Below are 17,923 nucleotides of genomic sequence, written 5' to 3'. Positions count from 1 at the left end.
TCGATTTCCCCTTTTTACTCAGGAAAACAGATCGAGAGAGCGTTCTGGTTTGTCGGATCAGGAAATTTTTACGAAGTCCGATTTGGCCGCGCCGCAGTACGGGCAGGACCAGTCTTCTGGAATATCTTCAAAGGCTGTGCCAGGGGCAATCCCGCTTTCCGGATCGCCGACGGTCGGATCGTAAACGTATCCGCAAAGGGTGCACTGGTAAACGTCGAGCTTCTTTTCCGGCTTTTCTTCTTCGCCCAGCTCTTTTTCGAGCAGCGGAAGAATGACGTTCATATCGCCTACGATGCCGTAATCCGCGTTTTTGAAAATCGGCGCGTTTGGATCGGTGTTGATCGCGACAACCATACCGGCTTTTTCGATGCCTTTCAAATGCTGCTTGGCACCGGAGATGCCCGCTGCGATATACAGTTTTGCCTGATTGGCCTTCTGACCGGACAGTCCAACAAAGCGATCCATGCTGGTGAAGTGATGGACTTCAGCTGCCGGGCGGCTGGAGGCAATCGCCAGGCCGAGATTTCTGGCCACATCGATGGCCGCATCCGCGTGTTCTTTCGTTTTCGCGCCCTGACCGATGGCGAGAATTTTCTGTGCATGATCGATCGGCGTATTGAGATCTTCCCGGTTTTTGAAATCGAAGGAAGATTTCAGAATGGTCGCCAGTTTGCGGGCGTTGGCGGCATCGCTCAGTTCATCGATGATGACGCCTTTACGGCCTTCCGGCTGTTTTGGCGCATCCGCTTTCGGTTTTCCAGCGTCTTTTTTCTTCAGACGGCCGAGAATGCCGGAGGCAATAACAACACGCTGAATTTCGTTGGTACCTTCGTAAATCTGAGTGATCTTGGCGTCGCGATAGCGGCGTTCGACACCCATGCCTTTCATGTAGCCGCTGCCGCCGAAAATCTGCAGCGCATCATCGCACACTTTAACCGCCATATCCGAGGCGAAAAGTTTCGCCATGGCAGCTGCTGTGGAATACGGTTCGTGTTTCTGTTTCAGTTCAGCGGCCCTATAGACGAGCAGGCGGGCGGCTTCGATCTGGGTCGCCATATCCGCAAGTTTGAAGGAAATGCCCTGGTTTACCGCGATTGGCGCGCCAAACTGTTCGCGCTCTTTGGCATACGTGAGCGCGTCTTCATAGGCGCCCTGCGCAATGCCGAGAGCCTGCGCGGCGATGCCGATGCGGCCGCCATCGAGGGTAGCCATCGCAATTTTGAAGCCCTGGCCTTCAAGACCAAGCAGGTTTTCTTCCGGCACTTTGACATCCCTGAAGTTCAGTTCCGCAGTGCAGGAAGAGCGGATGCCCATCTTGTTATAGTGCGGGGAGCAGGTGAAGCCTTCCATTCCCTTTTCGACGATAAAGGCGCTGATGCCGCGCGTTCCTTTGGACGGATCGGTCGAGGCGAATACGACGTACGTATCGGCTTCCGGAGCGTTCGTGATGAAAATCTTATGTCCGTTTAACAAATAATATCCGTCTTTTTTGACAGCGGTCGTTTCGGTTCCGCCGGCATCCGATCCGGCGTTTTCTTCGGTCAGACCAAACGCGCCGAGCTTCTCGCCCGAAGCCAGCGGCTTGAGGTATTTTTCTTTCTGTTCAGGCGTACCGAATTCCGCGATCGGCCAGGTGCCCAGAGACGTATGAGCGGACAGAATAACGCCGATTCCGCCATCGAGGCGGGAGAGTTCTTCCACCGCGATCGCATAGGACAGCGCGTCCAGTCCGGCGCCGCCCATTTCCTTTTCGTATGGAATGCCCATCAGGCCGGCGTCTTTCATCTGGCCGACAAAGGCTTTTGGAAATTCATTATTTTCGTCGAGCTGCATGGCGATCGACGGAATGGATTTTTCGCCAAGCGCACGAACTTTCTGGCGCATCGCTTCATGTTCTGCATCAAGCGTGTACATAGCAGTTTCCTCCTTATAGATGTGGGGACTTTCCCCAATTCGAAAGTCCCATTAAAAATGCTGAATACGCTTTCAGTATAAATTGAAAACGGCGCAGAGGAACACCCACTTTTTTGGACAGGACAAGAATATATACGATTTGCGCACTTTATCATCTTCTTCAATAGATTCAGCGAAAAAAAGATCTTCCCGTTCGGCCGCACCTGGGCTGGGGAAGATCTTTGATTTTTTTGATTTTATTTTGCGGTGCTGAAAATGAGAACCGGCAGACTACGCCGCTTTTTTGGCCTGCAGATCAGCAAGTGTTTTGCGGGCCTGTTCGAGGGAGGAGCGGTTCTTTTCGAGTTTTTCCTTTTCCTGGTCAATCTTGGCCTGCGGTGCCTTGTTGACAAATCCTGGATTGGAAAGCATCTTTTCGCCGCGCGCTACTTCTTTTTCAAGACGGGCGACTTCTTTTTCCGCTTTGGCCATTTCGGCTTCGACATCGATCAGACCGGCCATCGGCGTACGGAGCAGAGCGCCGTCCACTTCGCGGACGAGCGTATCGTCGCCGGCTTCTACCGGGGTGAGGGTGACTTTCGCCATGCCTTCGAGCAGAGCCGTTCCTTCGTTGCTGAGCGGATAGCGGTCTCCATCGCTCGTTACGACATCGATAGCAATGACTTCGCGCGGTTTCATTCCGTACTGCGTCTTGATTTCACGAACGGCTTCAATCGACGACAGGATCAGATTCATGTCGCGAACCGTTTTCTCATCGGAGTAGAATTCGACTTTTTTGGGCCAGGATTCTTCGTTGATGCTGTCCTTGCCAAGTTCGAGTGCCTGATAAATGTGATCGGTCACAAACGGCATCATCGGAGAAAGCAGAATCAGAATGGCGCGCAGAACGTAAACGAGAATGGCGACGGTGTTTTCACGCGTCTGCGGATTTTCGGAGTTGAGCGCTGCCTTGGAGAGTTCGATGTACCAGGAGCAGAAATCGTTCCAGACAAAGTTATAGAGCGCATTGCCGGCCAGACCCATTTCGTAGCGGTCGAGATTGCGTTCGACATTGTCGATCGTTTCGTTCAGGCGGGCCAGAATCCACTGATCGGCTTCGGAAAGCTTTTTGAAATCCGGATCGGCTGCCGGTTTTCCGTCCATCTGCATCTGTACGTAGCGGGACGCGTTCCAGATTTTGTTAATGAAGTTCCAGGCCTTGTCGATCTTGGCTTCATCGAAACGGGTATCGAGACCGGGAGCGGAGTTGGTGGACAAAAAGAAGCGAAGGGCGTCGGCGCCTTTGGCGTCGATGACATCGATCGGGTCGATGCCGTTGCCTAAGGACTTGGACATCTTGCGGCCCTGCGCATCGCGGATCAGACCGTGAATGAGAACGTCCTTGAACGGACGGTTGTTCGTCATATGACGCGCCTGGAAGGCCATGCGTGCGACCCAGAAGAAGATGATGTCATAGCCGGTAACGAGCAGATCGGTCGGATAGTAGCGCTTGAAATCTTCGGTAATATCCGGCCAGCCCAGCGTGGAGAACGGCCAGAGGGCGGAAGAGAACCAGGTATCGAGAACGTCTTCGTCCTGCGTCCAGTTTTCCGGATCCGCCGGCGCTTCTTCGCCGACATAAATTTCACCGGTTTCCTTATTAAACCAGGCCGGGATGCGGTGACCCCACCAGAGCTGACGGGAAATGCACCAGTCTTCAATGTTTTCAAGCCACTGCGTAAAGGTGTGTTCAAAACGCGATGGGATGAAGCTGATTTTTTCATCCGTTTTCTGTGCGTCAAGAACCGCCTGCGCCAGCGGCTTCATCTTTACGAACCACTGTTTTGACAGATACGGTTCGGCGATGACGCCAGTACGTTCGGAATGGCCGACCTGATGCGGATGGTCTTCGATATGATCGACAACACCGGCGGCTTCGAAATCCCTGAGCAGCGCTTCGCGGCATTCGAAACGGTCCATGCCTTCGTATTTATGCGCCAGTTCGTTCATCGTGCCGTCCGGATTCATGCAGATCGGCATTTTCAGACCGTATTTCTTCGCAAGAGCAAAGTCGTTGGGGTCGTGAGCCGGCGTACATTTCATGACGGCTGTACCGAAATCCATATCGATATAGTCGTCGGCCATGATCGGCAGCGCTTCGCCGTTGGCCGGGTTGATCGCGTGCAGACCTACGAGATCGGAATAGCGCTTGTCATCCGGGTGAACGAAAATCGCCTGGTCGGCAAACATCGTTTCCGGACGGGTCGTCGCGATAATGAGTTCTTTTCCGGTTTCCTGCACGGTGTACTTGAAGTAGTACATCTTGCCTGGAATTTCCTTATGGATAACTTCAATATTGGAGAGCGCGGTCATCGCCTGCGGGTCCCAGTTGATGATGCGTTCGCCCTGATAAATCAGGCCTTCGTTGTACAGCTGTACAAACACTTTGTTTACGGCTTTGTTCAGACCTTCATCGAGGGTAAAGCGTTCGCGGCTGTAGTCGAGGGAAAGACCCATCTGCGCCCACTGCTGACGAATAAAGGAAGCGTATTCTTCTTTCCACTCCCATGCGCGCTCTAAAAAGCCTTCCCGACCGAGATCATAGCGGCTGATGCCTTCGCTCTGCAGGCGGGCGTCGATTTTCGCCTGCGTGGCGATACCGGCATGGTCCATACCCGGCAGATACAGTACATCGTAGCCTTTCAGACGTTTATAGCGCGCCGCGGTATCCTGCAGCGTGTTGTCCCACGCGTGACCGAGATGCAGCTTGCCGGTTACGTTTGGGGGCGGAATCACAATCGTATACGGGATTTTGGATGCGTCACCCGCTGTGAAATACCCTTTTTCGATCCATTTCGAATAGGTTTCGGGCGTTTCTACCAGCTTGTGATCGTATTTCTTGGAAAGTTCTTTCATCGCTCAAGCTCCTTTTCTATTCCTTGCTGAATTTTTTATTTTACGGATCTCTCCAGGCGGATCACACGATCCGGCCGCGGGTTTGCGGCACTGTCTCCTGCACCGCAAATGAATCCGGAGTAAAACCGAATGCAAAAACAAAAAAACGCGGGGCTTTCTTCCTGTTCAGGACGAGAAAACCCCGCGGTACCACCTTCATTGTCTTTTCGTATCGAAAGACCGCTCAGCCTAACGCGGCGAAAACGTCAGCTCCTACTGTACAGTTCAGAGCCGCTGCTCCCAGACTACCTTCCCTGCTGCTTCTGGCTTTCTTTCACCAACCGAAAGCTCTCTGCATGTCCCGCGAGCAGGTACTCCTTCTGTTCTTTGCATTTAATAAGTAGTGTAAACATTTCAATCGGAAACACAAGCCGAAATCCCCAGAGCTATACAAATCTTCTTTCAATTTTCGTCGGGTTTCGAATGCTTTCGATCCGCAGTCATTTAAAACGGACAGCCATCCAGAAAGGAGAGGCTGTCCGTTTAAGAACAAATATACTGCAGATCGTACCCGTACAAGATGGAAAAATGAACCCAGGCGAAGCCTTAAATATCGTAAAGGTGAATCAGATCTTCGAGGGTCAGGCGCGCCTTTTCTTCTCCGGAAAAGTCATGCTTAATTTTGCCGTCCTGGAAAATCAGCAGACGGTTTCCGTTTTCAAGCGCGTCGCGCAGGTTATGGGTGATCATCAGCGCGGTAATGTGATCGCGTTCGATAATGTCGTTGGTAATCTTGAGAATCTTTTTGGCGCTGACGGGGTCCAGCGCGGCGGTGTGTTCGTCGAGCAGAAGCAGCTTTGGCGGATGGGCAACGGCCATCATCAGAGAAACCGCCTGGCGCTGACCGCCGGAAAGCAGGCCGATCGGTGTTTTCAGACGATCTTCAAGACCCATGTCGAGCTGGCCGAGAAGAGACTTGAACTCGGCTTCCTGCTTTTTGCCGACCGCGATCGCAAACGGATTACGGCCTGAGGAAATGGCCAGACCCATGTTTTCTTCCACCGTCAGATGCGGTGCCGTTCCCTGCTTCGGATCCTGAAAGAGACGGCCGATGCTGCGGGAGCGAACGTATTCCGGTTCGTTCGTCAGATCTTTTCCGTCGAGCAGAATTTTTCCGGTTTTCGCCGGCGCATTGCCGCTGATCACATTGAAGAATGTCGACTTTCCGGCCCCGTTGCTGCCCAGAATCGTGACGAATTCGCCGGGATGAATGGTGACGCTCACGTGATCGAGCGCTTTCTTTTCCAGTGTAGTTCCTTCGTTAAACAGAACCGAAACGTCCTGAAGTTCAAGCATTTTTCTTCCGTCCTTTCATGTATTTCTGGATCGCTGGAATCGAGATCGTCAGAGCAACCAGAATCGAGGAAACGAGGTTCATGTCGCTGGCCGCAAAGCCAAGACGCAGCGCAATCGTGTAAAGAATTCGGTACAGAATGGCGCCGATCGCCGAAGCGATCAGACCCATAGTGACGTTTTTCGGACGGAAAATGGCTTCGCCGATGATGATGCCGGCCAGACCGAGAACGAGCATGCCGGTACCGCCGGAAATGTCTGCGAAGTTCTGGAACTGCGCGAGCACGGCGCCGGAAAGACCGACGAGTGCGTTGGACAGCCCGAGACCGAGAAATTTCATACGGGAGGTGTTGATCGAGGACGAGCGGACCATCTGTTCGTTGTCGCCGCTGGCGCGAAGCATAAGACCCAGGTTGGTTTTAAAGAAAAAAGCCAGAAGGACGATGATCAGAACGACAACCGCAAGCAGAACATAAAGTCTTGTCGACGGGTTGGAAAAGAGCGTCTGCGCCGGTTTGCCGCCGGAAAACAGGTTGACGGTCGGCGAGCCGTTCATAATGCGCAGGTTGATCGAATACAGCCCGGTCATTGTCAGAATGCCGGCCAGAAGGGGCTGGATTTTCATTTTGGTCATCAGAAATGCGGTGACGCATCCGCAGAGGGCGCCGGCGATCAGGGCGCCAAATAGACCGAGGACTGGATGGCCCGCGAGCGTCATCATGGCGCAGACGGCAGCTCCGGTTACAAACGAACCGTCTACCGTAAGGTCCGGGTTGTCCATGATGTTGACGGTGATGTATTCACCAAGCGAGAGAATGGCGAAGATCAGACCGAGCTGGACGGCATTGAGAATAAGATCTGCAGTCATAGGTTCCTTTCTTTACAGACTGAACCGCCCGGATTCGGGCGGTCAGCAGATTTCCTGAATTTCTATGTATTTCTATTTCTGTGTACTTCTATTAGACGTGCCTTTTGAGACAAATGATTTTCCTGTTCGAGACAGCTTACGAGCGTGTCGTCTGGAATGTTAAGACGCTTTGCCGCGAGTATGACTTCTTTTTTATTCGAAGGAAGTGACCATTTTCAGATTTTCCTTGCCGGAAAGATCTTCGGGGAGGGCTACTTTGGTTTTTCCGTTTTCGGAAAGCTTATTGAGGAGTTCTTCGTTAACGTAAATGTTCAGATTGTCCTTGAACACTTTGACCGGCATGTCGGCTGGAGATTTTCCGTTGAGAACATCGATCGTCATACGCGCGGTTTCTCTTCCAAGTTCTTCATAGTCGATCCCGACCGTCGCAAAGCCGCCGGTCTGTACCATGGAATCCGCGCCGACATAGTAAGGAATGCCGGCATCGGCAGCAACCTGTCCAAGAGACGCCATTCCGGTTGCAACCGTGTTGTCGTTGGGCGAGAACATGGCGTCGACAGAAGAAGCGAGTTCGACGGCTGCCTGCTGCATCGTCGTATTGTCGGTTCCAGTACGTTCAACCACTTCGAGTCCTTTTTCCCTGGCGTAATCCTTGAAGCGCTTCACATTGGATACGGAGTTGGCTTCGCCGGTATTGTAGAGAACGCCGACTTTATGAATCTCCGGGGAAAGCTCAAGTATCAGATCGACGATCTGTTCAACCTGTACTTCGTCGCTTGTACCAGTAATGTTTCCGCCTGGTTTTTCGAGGGATTCGACAAGGCCTGCGCCGACGGGATCGGAGACCGCGGAGAAGACGACTGGAATTTCGGTGGAGTAGTTCTGGGCACTCATGGCCGTCGGTGTAGCGATGGCTACGATGACTTCGGAACCGTCGGCTTTGTAGCTCGACATGATGGAATCCAGACTGGATGTCTTTCCGGCCGCGTTCTGGTAGTTGATGGAGACATTTTCGCCATCGGTGTAGCCTTCGTCTTCAAGCTCATCGAGGAAGGCCTCCCGAATCGTATTGAGAGAGGGGTGATCGACCAGCTGCGCCAGTCCGATCTGATAGCTTTCGTTTGAAGCAGCGGCTGTACTGGAGCCTTTGGCACTGCTGGACGCGCTGTTTGGGGAAGAGGAGCAGCCTGCAAAAAGCAGGGACGCCGCGAGGGCAGCACTCGCAAATTTCGCTGTTGTTGTTCGTTTCATCTGTATTTCCTCCTGATTGACTGGATTCGACAATCGGACTTCCCGTATTAAACAAAAAGTCCTGTTCCAAAAGAGTTTTCCTCTTTCGAACCAGGACAGAATAATTTTCTGCGGTACCACCTGTATTGGCTGACGCCCTCTCATCGAATGCGAACACATTCTACTTTCTGTAACGGGAAAGGCCCGGCTTTGCTACTGAATTCACATCGCCCTTGGAAGTCCATTTGCAGAACGGTAATTCTCCGGCTTGCACCCTCCCGGATTCGCTTTAATCCCTTTTTCTGTTTGATCTCTTCCGCATCGGTTTGCTGGTTTCTTTATGGTTTGCATGGTACTCCGCCATCTTTCGCTTGTAAAGAAGATTGAGCACTTTTTATGGGAATCGCTCATTTTCGGATGCTTCGTTACATTTTTGTTACAGGATTTACATTCGTTTACATAGACCATCTTGCCTGGATTTGAAATTCCCTTTTCCTTCGCTTTTTCTTCGGCTGTTCATTGCGGTTTCATTTTTGAACATGCATGAATCCGGCGAGTATTTACTTTATATAAAGCCGATGATTATCACTGGCGCGATTCAGCGCTGTTCAGATTCCGGCTTGTAAAAAGCCAGACGCCTTCCCTTTCGGCTGACGTCTGGCTTTCGATGGTCTTTAAAACGTTTTCGCAGATTCAAAACGAAATGCAGAAACTTCTCTGTCTTCGGTTTTGACCGCGTCTGTTCTTATTCCGGAAGTTTTGGCAGGGACTGGATTTTCGGATCGGTTTCGAGACCTTCGCGATACGATTTCGCGGTTTCAATGCGGTCCATGCGTCTTGCGCCTTCGTCGGCGAGTTCACGGAAGGCATCGATCTGCGTTTTGAGCTGCGGGAGTGCCTTTTCACGATAGCTTTCCACCGCATCGAGCGCTTCGTACGTATTGCGGAACGCTTCCTTGAGCGTTTCTACGGATACGTTGGCTTCCATCGCCTGCTGCTGGATATCAGCGCCCTGCTGCTTGAGCATGACAGAAGTCGAGCGGATCAGATCGTTGGTGGTCTGGTTGATCAGTTTGACTTTATCGAGAACAATTTTCTGGTTGTACAGAGCGGAAGCTACGGTTACGGCGGTACGCAGCGCGGATACCGTTACGTGCTTGGCGCGGTCGACTGCACGGATGAGTTCCTTGTTGTTGCGGCGAACGATTTCCATGGCGAAATAACCCTGCTGGTTTACCGCCTGCATCTGCTGCAGATCCATGACTTTCTGGCGCAGCGGGAACAGCACTTCGTCCTGAATGTATTTGATTTTTTCCGGATCTTCGTTGTTGACCTGGGCCTGTTCAAGTTCGCGGGTAATCGCTTCATCCATCTGCATGCCCAGTTCGATCTGCTTGCCGAGTTTGACGGTCAGATCGCGCAGGGAAACCTGCTCGATTTCCAGAGTCGTATTATCGGCGACGAGCGCTTTGCGGCCTTCATCGAGCGACTTCAGGATTTCTTCGATCTGCGCGTCCGCTTTTTCATAGCGCTGGAAATAGTTGCGGACCGGGTTGAACATGCGGCCGAAAATGCCGTTGTTATTGAAATTGATGCCGGACGGATCGAGTTCCTTCATTTCCCGGTTGAGCATGGCCAGCGATTCCATGACCTTGCTGCCTTCGCTGCCGGTTTTGGCCAGATCGCCGAGCGTCGTTTCCAGAATCTTGTTTTTCTGGGCGGATTTTTCGACGACGTCTTCGCCAAACGATTCGATCGTCTGCGCGATGCTGCGGCGTTCGTCCAGAGAATCGAGGTTAATCTGCATTACTTCGCTCGCATTGGCCGCAGCCATGCTGCCAAGTGCGGTTTTCTGCTCGGGAGTCGGATCCAGCTGTTCGGTGACTTTTTCCTTATCCAGCTCATCTACATTCATGCTGAAAGCCATTCTTCATATCTCCTTTGTCCCATACGGGTGTGTCTCATCAATTATTGTGACATAAATCCAAACGGATCGGTATTGCCTGCCGATCCATACCGCCTGCGGATGCCGATTTTGACAACCGCCTGACCTGTGCATACAGCCGCTCAGTTCTGCTGGCGGTAAAGCGGCGTCTGCGCAATCAGATCGCTGAGCTCTTCCATTTCCGGAAGGGTCTTTAAGGAAGCGTCGCTGCCGGAGAGCTTATTGAGCTCGGCGAGGAGCCGGTCGATGCGCGAAAGGATTTCTTCGTTTTCGGCAATTTCCTTACGAACGGCGTCCATCTGTTCGGCATACGGTTTAATGGCGTCCGTATACTGCTCATGATTGCGATGCAGCTGTTCATAGCCGTCTTCATCAAAAATTTCCACGCGATGGATGATGTCGTTTACGTTTTGTGCATAAAGCGTATAGACGCCGTTGATGATTGAGGCAAAACGGGCTTTGGTCGTTACGGAAGAGCCAAACTGTTCGTTGAGCGTTTTGTCGAGAAGCTCCGCTTTCTGCAGCATGCGCTCGCACTGCGTCGTCAAGTCGCGCATTTCCTTTTTCATCGATTTTGGAGACGTCTTACGAACTTTTTTCGCCGCTTCTTCGATGACTTTTCGATCGACCAGCTTCGTCTCTTCCGGCTTGCCGCCTCTGGATGCGCTTTTTAACAGGAAGGAAGCCAGCAGGCCGCTGGCTACCAGACCGGCGCCGGCAACGATCAGACCGGTCGATAAAGAGAGGGTCAGCCAGAGAACGATTCCGGCGATGACCGATGCGATGCATCCGCCGATCAGGACATTCCGGGCTGCTTTTTCTTTTTTGTTCATACAGTTAACTCCTGCGCAGAATTCTGCGCATTTTTCATTTTATGGACAGGGTCACGTCCCATCGGTTCAAAAACCGCTGGCGAACTGTCCCTGCTTACCAGTATACGAAAAGGCCCGTCCGGACGAATCTTACAAAATCGCCGAACGGGCTTAAAACATTCCATTTGGGTTCAGTACAATCGGCGCATTGAAGCACGCGGACCGTACAGCTTATTTGGAAACTTCTTTTTTCACGTAGTCGAGAACTTCGTTGGCGGTATCGAGATTCAGGCAGTTCTGCGCCATCGTCTGCATTTCCTTATAGGAAAGGCCGTTGACGATTTTGCGGGCTTTCAGAATCTGGGTAGCCGACATGGAGAATTCATCGAGTCCGAGACCGAGCAGGATTGGAACGGCGTTGGGTTCGCCGGCCATGGCACCGCACATGCCGACCCATTTGCCGTTTTTGTGCGCACCCTGAATTGTCATGTTGACCAGACGAAGGATGGCGGGGTTGAACGGCTGATACAGGTAGGAAACCTTTTCGGACATACGGTCTGCAGCCATGGAGTACTGGATCAGGTCGTTGGTACCGATCGAGAAGAAGTCTGCGTATTTGGAGAATTCATCCGCGAGTACAGCAGCTGCCGGGATTTCGACCATCATGCCGACCTGGATGTCATCCGATACGGCTACGCCTTCCGCGAGCAGTTCGGCTTTGCATTCTTCAAAGATGGCTTTGGCATCGCGGAATTCACCGATCGTAGCGATCATCGGGAACATGATGCAGAGCTTGCCGTAAACGGAAGCACGGCAGAGCGCACGCAGCTGGGTTTTGAAGATGTCGGTGCGATCGAGGCACAGACGGATGGCACGGTAGCCCAGGAACGGGTTCATTTCTTCCGGGAATTCGAAGTAGGACAGACGCTTGTCGCCGCCGATATCGAGCGTGCGGACTACGACTTTCTTGCCCTTCATCGTTTCGAGTACCTGTTTGTATACCTGGAACTGCTCTTCTTCCGTTGGGAAGTGATCGTTGTCCATGTACAGGAACTCGGTACGGAACAGACCTACGCCTTCGCCGCCGTTGGTAATAACCTGTTCAGCGTCCTTTGCGTTTCCGATGTTTCCAGCCAGTTCAACTTCATGACCGTCGGTCGTGATCGATTTGGCGTTGATCAGAATCTGGAGTTCTTTTTTCTCTTCGAGATATTCGGTTTCTTTTTTCTTCAGTGCAGCGGTCGTTTCTTCATCCGGATTGACGAAGACTTCTCCATCGATGGCGTCGAGGCCAATGATGTCGCCGTTGTTAATCGCATCGAGAGCACCGGCAGTTCCGACAACAGCTGGGATTTCAAGCGAGTTGGCCATGATGGCGGAGTGGCTGGTTTTGCCGCCGATTTCGGTAACAAAGCCTTTTACGTATTCATTGAGCTGTGCAGTGTCCGACGGGGTCAGATCGTGTGCAACGATGATCGTCGGTTCGCTGATGCTGCTCAGATCCGGGATTTCCAGGCCGAGCAGGTTGCAGAGCATACGGAACGTAACGTCCTTAATGTCTGCCGCTCTTTCACGGAAGTAATCGTTATCCATGCTTTCGAACATGGCGATCATATTTTTGGAAACGACATCCGCCGCGTATTCCGCATTGACTTTGTCGTTCTGGATCATCGTTTTCATCTGTCCGGAGAGTTCCGGGTCGTTTGCCATCATCAGATGGGCATCAAATACGGCCAGTTCCTCATCGGAAAGGCGTTTGGCTGCCCTTGCCTTTACGCCTTCAATATCGGATACGGTTTTGCGAAGAGCCGCATCCAGCTTTTCAATTTCAGCTGCCGGATCAGCGTCTGTGCGTTTTTCAATGACCACAACAGGCTGAACGAGTTTGTACGCTTTTGCGCAAGATACGCCTGCTGAGGCGGCGATTCCTTTTAACATGCAGAAAATCCTCCTCTGTCTACATATTTCTCATCAGAGAAATTTTATCACAAAACAAATGCAGAATTCTGACTCCTTTTGCATTATCAACAACTGCAGGCGATTCGAAGAATGCGTTTTCGTCCGTCGGCTTACGCAAAGAGACTTTTTGAGCAAGGAAGCTTGCAGGCAGATTCGCCAGAAAAAGGATCTTTTTCTTTCGGAACGGCCGCCTATTCTGTTTTCTGGCTTTCCCGGTCCGCTAATCGGTGTGCGTAAATCGACAGTCCCATGGTTACGAGCAGACTTCCGCCGATCAGAAGGGCGAACATGAGAACTTCATTGTAAGTGAACGCCGCAAAAATCGTCAGCACGCCAAGCAGCGTCAGAGCATATCCGGCTGCACGGTTCGTTTTCTGCCATACGGATTTGGAAGAAAGCGTACTTTGCGTTCGAAAGCCAAAATAGCTGTTCTGTCTGGCTTTTGGCATCAGGTTTCCCAAAATCACGAGAAGAAGGCCGATCAGACCGCTGATCCAGGTTGTGATCCGAAAGGCGTCTGTGTTCATAAAGAGCAGGATGCCGATATATACGATCAGTTCAATAAACGGAATGGTCAGCAGAAGCAGGTTTTCGATGGACGGAGACTGGGCGCTGCCTTTTTTGGAGAAGAACGTAGTTCCAAGACAGAAGGCGTCCGCTGCGACAAACATCCAGGGAAATCCGAAAAAGAAAAGCGAGGAAGAAATCCAGTTATCCGGCGTTCCCTGAAAGTTAAAGTGGATGGGGATCTGAGCGGGCATGGAAGAGAGACAGAAGATGCCAGCAAGCTGAGGAAGAAGACAGAGGCCGATGGAAAAGGCGATCTTGCCTCGGGTAAGCGAAGCCGGTGCATGGGGTTCAGTGGAATTTGCATTTTTCATAAAAGAAGCTCCTTTTGTTTCGTTTTGGGAATTTTGGCCTTTTCCATTTTCTCTTTCCGATTCAGATTTTCGCAGCGGAACTTTCGGAGGGAACCGAATTCGAATCCATCTGTTCTGCCGGTGCGGTATTCAGCAGCGACTGGATCCAGATCGCCGCTTCTTCCAGTACGGAGGCGTTCAGTTCATACACCAGGAACTTGCCGCTGCGCTCACAGCGGACAAGACCAGCCGTCTTTAAAGCGCTCAGATGCTGGGAAACGGCTGCTGCGGAAATGGAAAAATGACGGGCAATTTCTCCGGCGTTCATGGACTGCTCACGAAGCAGATCCAGAATCTGTCGATTAATCGGATCGGAACACGTTTTAAGCACGTTCTGTAAAGCCATAGCACTGTCTCCTTTCTGTGTTTCTTTTCTTTCTCTTCCCTTTTATGAAGCAAATCACACAGGCCCTGACTGGGGATCATCTGCCTCTGGAATTTGAATCCACTAAGAAAAGAAAGATGGATTAAACGCTTTATCTTTCTGTTATTTCATCATTTAAGCAAATGCTTATATGTTTAAAATCATCTTAAAATCCCGGTCTGGTTTCGTCAATGAAAATCAATTCACTCCCTTTCTGACCTGGCTGCCGGGAAGGAAGCGAAAAAAAGACGCCCTGTTTCAGGCGTCTTGAATGGGTAAATTGAATGGGTATATACGAGTGTAAATACTGGATTTGGCAAAGAGATCAGTAACAATCCAGAATCGTTTTTTCTTTCCCTGTGTTCAGGAAATCTTTTTCCGCTTTGGACAGAACGCTGCGAAAGGTCCAGCTTTCGCTTTTTTACGGATTTCGTTTCTGATGAACTCTTTGCTCTATTTAAATTTCAGCCGGTTTTCTATTGGTCTTTTCAGGCGTGCGAAGAAGCCGGCGAAGACATTCTCGAAGGAGAAATCGCCTTAGCCAGAGCCATGGAAACAATTCCGGCAGTGGCCATTTCCATCAGAGAATTGCTGACGATGACCATGCCCAGATACGCCAGCAGCGCCGAAGGCGCGATGCCGATCGCAGCGGAATACTGATTGCCCCAGAGCAGAGCGATCAGACCGAGAACCATCAGAGTATGACAGAAGGTGGCGATGACCGCCGCAAGAAGCGCGGACAGCGGACGGTTGATCTTCTTTGCGAAGAGTTCATACAGCCAGCCGGAGATGGCGCCAAGCAGGATACGCGGAACCAGAGCGATGATCAGGGATGTCCAGTTTCCGCTGATGCCGCCTACCGTAACAAACGGCGAGAAGACAAAGGAAGTAATCGAGGGCTGCATGGTCGCGTTCCAGATGGATGTCAGACCAAAGACAAGACCGAGCGCTGCGCCCCAGCCGGGACCCATGAGAATTCCGCAGACCACAACGGGGATATGCAGCAGGGTGATGGCCAGTCCGGGAATGCGGATATAGCCAAGCGGTGTGAGCGTCAGAATGAGCTCAATGGCCAGAAACATGGCGAAGAAAGCCATATTCCGGGTTTTCTGTTTGTTTTTCATGTAACAAATTTCCTCAACTTTCGTTTCAATGCTGAATACGATGTAAATTTGCGGCAGAATTTCTGCCTGAACCGGCTGTCGGCAAAGTGGACTCGCTGGCCGTCCGGATGATCGGCTGCGCATTTGCCTGTTCAACAATAGTCAATCCATTTTTAAATTGCAATATGCCGGGAAACACAGATTTCTTCAGAAAAGACATTTTTTCGAAAAGGCTTTCATTCATTTTTGAACGCATGATATTTGACCGCTTTTTTCAGTCTAATGCCCCCTGTCTGCAATAGAGCTTTCCGAGTTTTCCAGTGATCCAAACCGGCTTTCTCATAGAAAACACTGTGAGATTTTCCGATTTCTCTGACGAACGCTGATTCTGAACTGCCTTCTCTACCATCTGGTGCATTTTCTGATCCTTATACTGTTTTCTATACTGTTTTCTGTTTTCTTAAATCCTTTTCGAGCGTGACTTCAGGGGCTTTTTTGCCCAGTCTGAAGAAGCCCCTGCCATACTATACAGATATATGAAAGTTCGTCTGGACCGTCTGAAAGGCCGAAAACCGGCTCCCCTTTCAGATCAGATTCTCGCAGCCGGTCTGAATCTCGAATTCGATCACAGCCAGGAAGCCAACTGGAATTTTATTTCGCTTCTTCAAAGAGCCGTGGATGAACAGACGCTGCTGTATGTGCCGATTCTTACCTCGCAGACCAGCGAGCTCGATGAAGTGGATCCGCTGGATCTGGAAATGTATCTTTTGCCGGAAAAGGAACTGTTTCGAAAAGTCGATCTGGAACATGGCGGACAGGCGTACTGCGCCTTTCTGACGGTTCCAGAAGATCAGGAAGGGCCCGCCGCGGAATATCGACCCGTCAAGGCGGAAGAAATTTTCCGTGCCGCTCTGGAAGATCCGGATTGCGAAGGGCTGATCCTTAACCCATGGGATCTTTCCGCCATGCTGACGCATGAACTGCTGGCGCTCGTACTCAATGAGGATGGCCGTTCTGCTTCGTGTTCGTTGTACATCAACTATGGCGAAGTGTGCGATCAGGACTGCGATGTCATCGCCAATATTGCTGAGCATCCGTTTGAAGAAACGGAGCACGATCCAAAACTCATTTTTGACCGCGGGGGCGAAGCGCTGCGCAGCGTCTGTGCCAAACTGACGCCGCCCAAACCCGGTCAGATCGTGGTCACCTCTTCCGGAATCGGCCGCTCGGCATCCATTTTTCACGCCGCTCTGCCGGAGGTGATCCGGGAAGAATCGCTTCACCAGCTCATTGATGCCATTCTCGAGCGGGCGCTTCATATGGGCTATACGTCGGTTTCCCTACCCTCGATCGGCAATGAAATTGCGCCTTACCTGCCCGAAGGCCCCTTTGCGGTTCTGGCGGTCAGCGGATGGTTTTGCCGGCATCCCGACAGCGGGATGAGCGTGACGATTTCCACGCGCTCCAAAAAAACGTACGACCTGTTCTGCGCCTATCTGTTCGATGATCTCGAAGACAGTGAAGATCTCGACGAAGAAAAATTTGGAAGCGATCTGGAGGAAATCGATCTGCCCATCGAAAGCGGCAAGACCAAAGACACGCCGGCTCTGCCAAAAGAAACCGGAACCGCCCCGTCTTCCGATAAATAACCGCCGTCTCTCCCCCGTCTTTAAAGCCTGTACGAAACGAGCCTGATCGGCCTGCGAAGCCGAAACGATCGGCATGCTTTCGGATACTCAGGAAATCGGTTTGCCGCTTTGTTTAGAAAAGGAATTGGATCATGAAGAAAATCCTGTATTATCTCGCGCAGATCCTGCTGGTGATCAGTACGCTGTTTGTCGGCTTTGTCACCAGCACAGAAATGATGATTTTGTGCGTATCGTGTCTGATTACCGGCTGTCTGCTCATGCTGGTGTATGCGCTCTCTTCGGAAAAGAATTTCTGCGCGTTTTTCCTGTATGGAATGGCCGCCAGCGCCCACTTCTTCTATCTCTTCGCGCTGCAGTCCTTTGCACCCATCCTGCTCTGCGTTCTCGCGCTGATGATGCTTTGTACCGCAGCCTGTCTGATCTGGAAGGCGACGACATCCGGGCTGCCGCCCATTTCCACGCTCATCGATGTTCTCTTTACCAAGACGGCTCTGCTTCCGGAAATCGTGCTGAATATTTTAATGAAACGGGCGACGAGCGACTTTATGTTTGAAGCCTTTTCCTGGATTTTGTTAGGCATCACTTCCGCCTATGTCTTCGTGCTTCTTGTTCAGCTCGTCAAGGCGAAAAAGCTCGACCGTTCCAAAGCCATTGCCGCCGGCGTCGTTCAGCTCTGCTTTTTCACAGACATTCTTTCCACGGTGTGGCTGCTGATTTATCTTAAGCGTCAGAAAAACCAGGAAAAGAAAGCCGAAAAGGAGCAGGAAGCCCTTCTCGAAAAGAAGAAGGAATCGTCCATGCTCAAGCGCTCCTCTATGAAAGCTTCCGGACACGGTACCCGCCGATCGGCCCAGTCCCCTTTTGCTCCCAAAAAGAAAGAACAGTAAGACGCATTCGCTGTGCAACCGATCCTGTATTTGCAGGAGAGGCGC

The 17,923-nt window shown here is 51.5% G+C and carries 14 protein-coding genes and 1 other annotated feature; of the genes, 2 read left to right on the top strand and 12 right to left on the bottom strand.

Annotation, left to right across the window (positions count from 1 at the left end; genetic code table 11):
- Positions 1 to 57 precede the first annotated feature (57 nt).
- The 12 genes from Afil_RS11500 to Afil_RS01890 form a co-directional block, all read right to left on the bottom strand.
- Positions 58 to 1,914 (bottom strand): acyl-CoA dehydrogenase family protein, encoded by a 1,857-nt coding sequence (locus Afil_RS11500; RefSeq protein WP_439647319.1) that lies wholly within the window; start codon positions 1,912 to 1,914, stop codon positions 58 to 60.
- 270 nt (positions 1,915 to 2,184) lie between these two features.
- The gene (locus Afil_RS01940) at positions 2,185 to 4,809 is read right to left on the bottom strand and encodes a valine--tRNA ligase (protein ID WP_230266843.1); all 2,625 of its coding nucleotides are present in this window, start codon (positions 4,807 to 4,809) and stop codon (positions 2,185 to 2,187) included.
- A gap of 163 nt (positions 4,810 to 4,972) precedes the next feature.
- Positions 4,973 to 5,185: a binding site (T-box leader), on the bottom strand.
- A 209-nt stretch (positions 5,186 to 5,394) separates the two neighbouring features.
- Positions 5,395 to 6,144, bottom strand: a complete 750-nt coding sequence (locus Afil_RS01935) for an ABC transporter ATP-binding protein (protein WP_230266842.1) — start codon at positions 6,142 to 6,144, stop codon at positions 5,395 to 5,397.
- Entirely contained in the window at positions 6,137 to 7,009 is an 873-nt protein-coding gene (locus tag Afil_RS01930) for an ABC transporter permease (RefSeq protein WP_230266841.1), read from the bottom strand. Before Afil_RS01930 ends, Afil_RS01935 begins: the two co-directional genes overlap by 8 nt.
- Before the next feature lie 192 nt (positions 7,010 to 7,201).
- The gene (locus Afil_RS01925) at positions 7,202 to 8,260 is read right to left on the bottom strand and encodes an ABC transporter substrate-binding protein (RefSeq protein ID WP_230266840.1); all 1,059 of its coding nucleotides are present in this window, start codon (positions 8,258 to 8,260) and stop codon (positions 7,202 to 7,204) included.
- Between the two features lie 724 nt (positions 8,261 to 8,984).
- Positions 8,985 to 10,166: a toxic anion resistance protein gene (locus tag Afil_RS01920; protein WP_230266839.1), complete on the bottom strand. Its 1,182-nt coding sequence runs from the start codon at positions 10,164 to 10,166 to the stop codon at positions 8,985 to 8,987.
- A gap of 140 nt (positions 10,167 to 10,306) precedes the next feature.
- Positions 10,307 to 11,017, bottom strand: a complete 711-nt coding sequence (locus Afil_RS01915) for a hypothetical protein (protein ID WP_230266838.1) — start codon at positions 11,015 to 11,017, stop codon at positions 10,307 to 10,309.
- 210 nt (positions 11,018 to 11,227) lie between these two features.
- Positions 11,228 to 12,934, bottom strand: coding sequence for a phosphoenolpyruvate--protein phosphotransferase (gene ptsP, locus Afil_RS01910; RefSeq protein ID WP_230266837.1), 1,707 nt, complete (start codon positions 12,932 to 12,934; stop codon positions 11,228 to 11,230).
- A 212-nt stretch (positions 12,935 to 13,146) separates the two neighbouring features.
- Positions 13,147 to 13,836 carry an SdpI family protein gene (locus Afil_RS01905; RefSeq protein WP_230266836.1) on the bottom strand — a complete coding sequence of 230 codons (690 nt, stop codon included), beginning with the start codon at positions 13,834 to 13,836 and terminating at the stop codon, positions 13,147 to 13,149.
- A gap of 61 nt (positions 13,837 to 13,897) precedes the next feature.
- Positions 13,898 to 14,221, bottom strand: coding sequence for an autorepressor SdpR family transcription factor (locus Afil_RS01900; protein WP_230266835.1), 324 nt, complete (start codon positions 14,219 to 14,221; stop codon positions 13,898 to 13,900).
- A gap of 506 nt (positions 14,222 to 14,727) precedes the next feature.
- Positions 14,728 to 15,363 carry an ECF transporter S component gene (locus tag Afil_RS01895; RefSeq protein ID WP_230266834.1) on the bottom strand — a complete coding sequence of 212 codons (636 nt, stop codon included), beginning with the start codon at positions 15,361 to 15,363 and terminating at the stop codon, positions 14,728 to 14,730.
- A gap of 25 nt (positions 15,364 to 15,388) precedes the next feature.
- Entirely contained in the window at positions 15,389 to 15,598 is a 210-nt protein-coding gene (locus tag Afil_RS01890) for a hypothetical protein (protein WP_230266833.1), read from the bottom strand.
- A 280-nt stretch (positions 15,599 to 15,878) separates the two neighbouring features.
- Here Afil_RS01890 and Afil_RS01885 point away from each other — a divergent pair, with 280 nt between their 5' ends.
- Entirely contained in the window at positions 15,879 to 16,991 is a 1,113-nt protein-coding gene (locus Afil_RS01885; protein WP_230266832.1) for a macro domain-containing protein, read from the top strand.
- 131 nt (positions 16,992 to 17,122) lie between these two features.
- The gene (locus Afil_RS01880; protein WP_230266831.1) at positions 17,123 to 17,878 is read left to right on the top strand and encodes a DUF6652 family protein; all 756 of its coding nucleotides are present in this window, start codon (positions 17,123 to 17,125) and stop codon (positions 17,876 to 17,878) included.
- Positions 17,879 to 17,923: the final 45 nt, after the last annotated feature.

Source organism: Allobaculum fili, assembly GCF_020969955.1.
GTDB classification, from domain to species: domain Bacteria; phylum Bacillota_I; class Bacilli_A; order Erysipelotrichales; family Erysipelotrichaceae; genus Allobaculum; species Allobaculum fili.
Note: the sequence above shows the minus strand (reverse complement) of the source record. Positions and strands in the feature narration are given on the sequence as shown.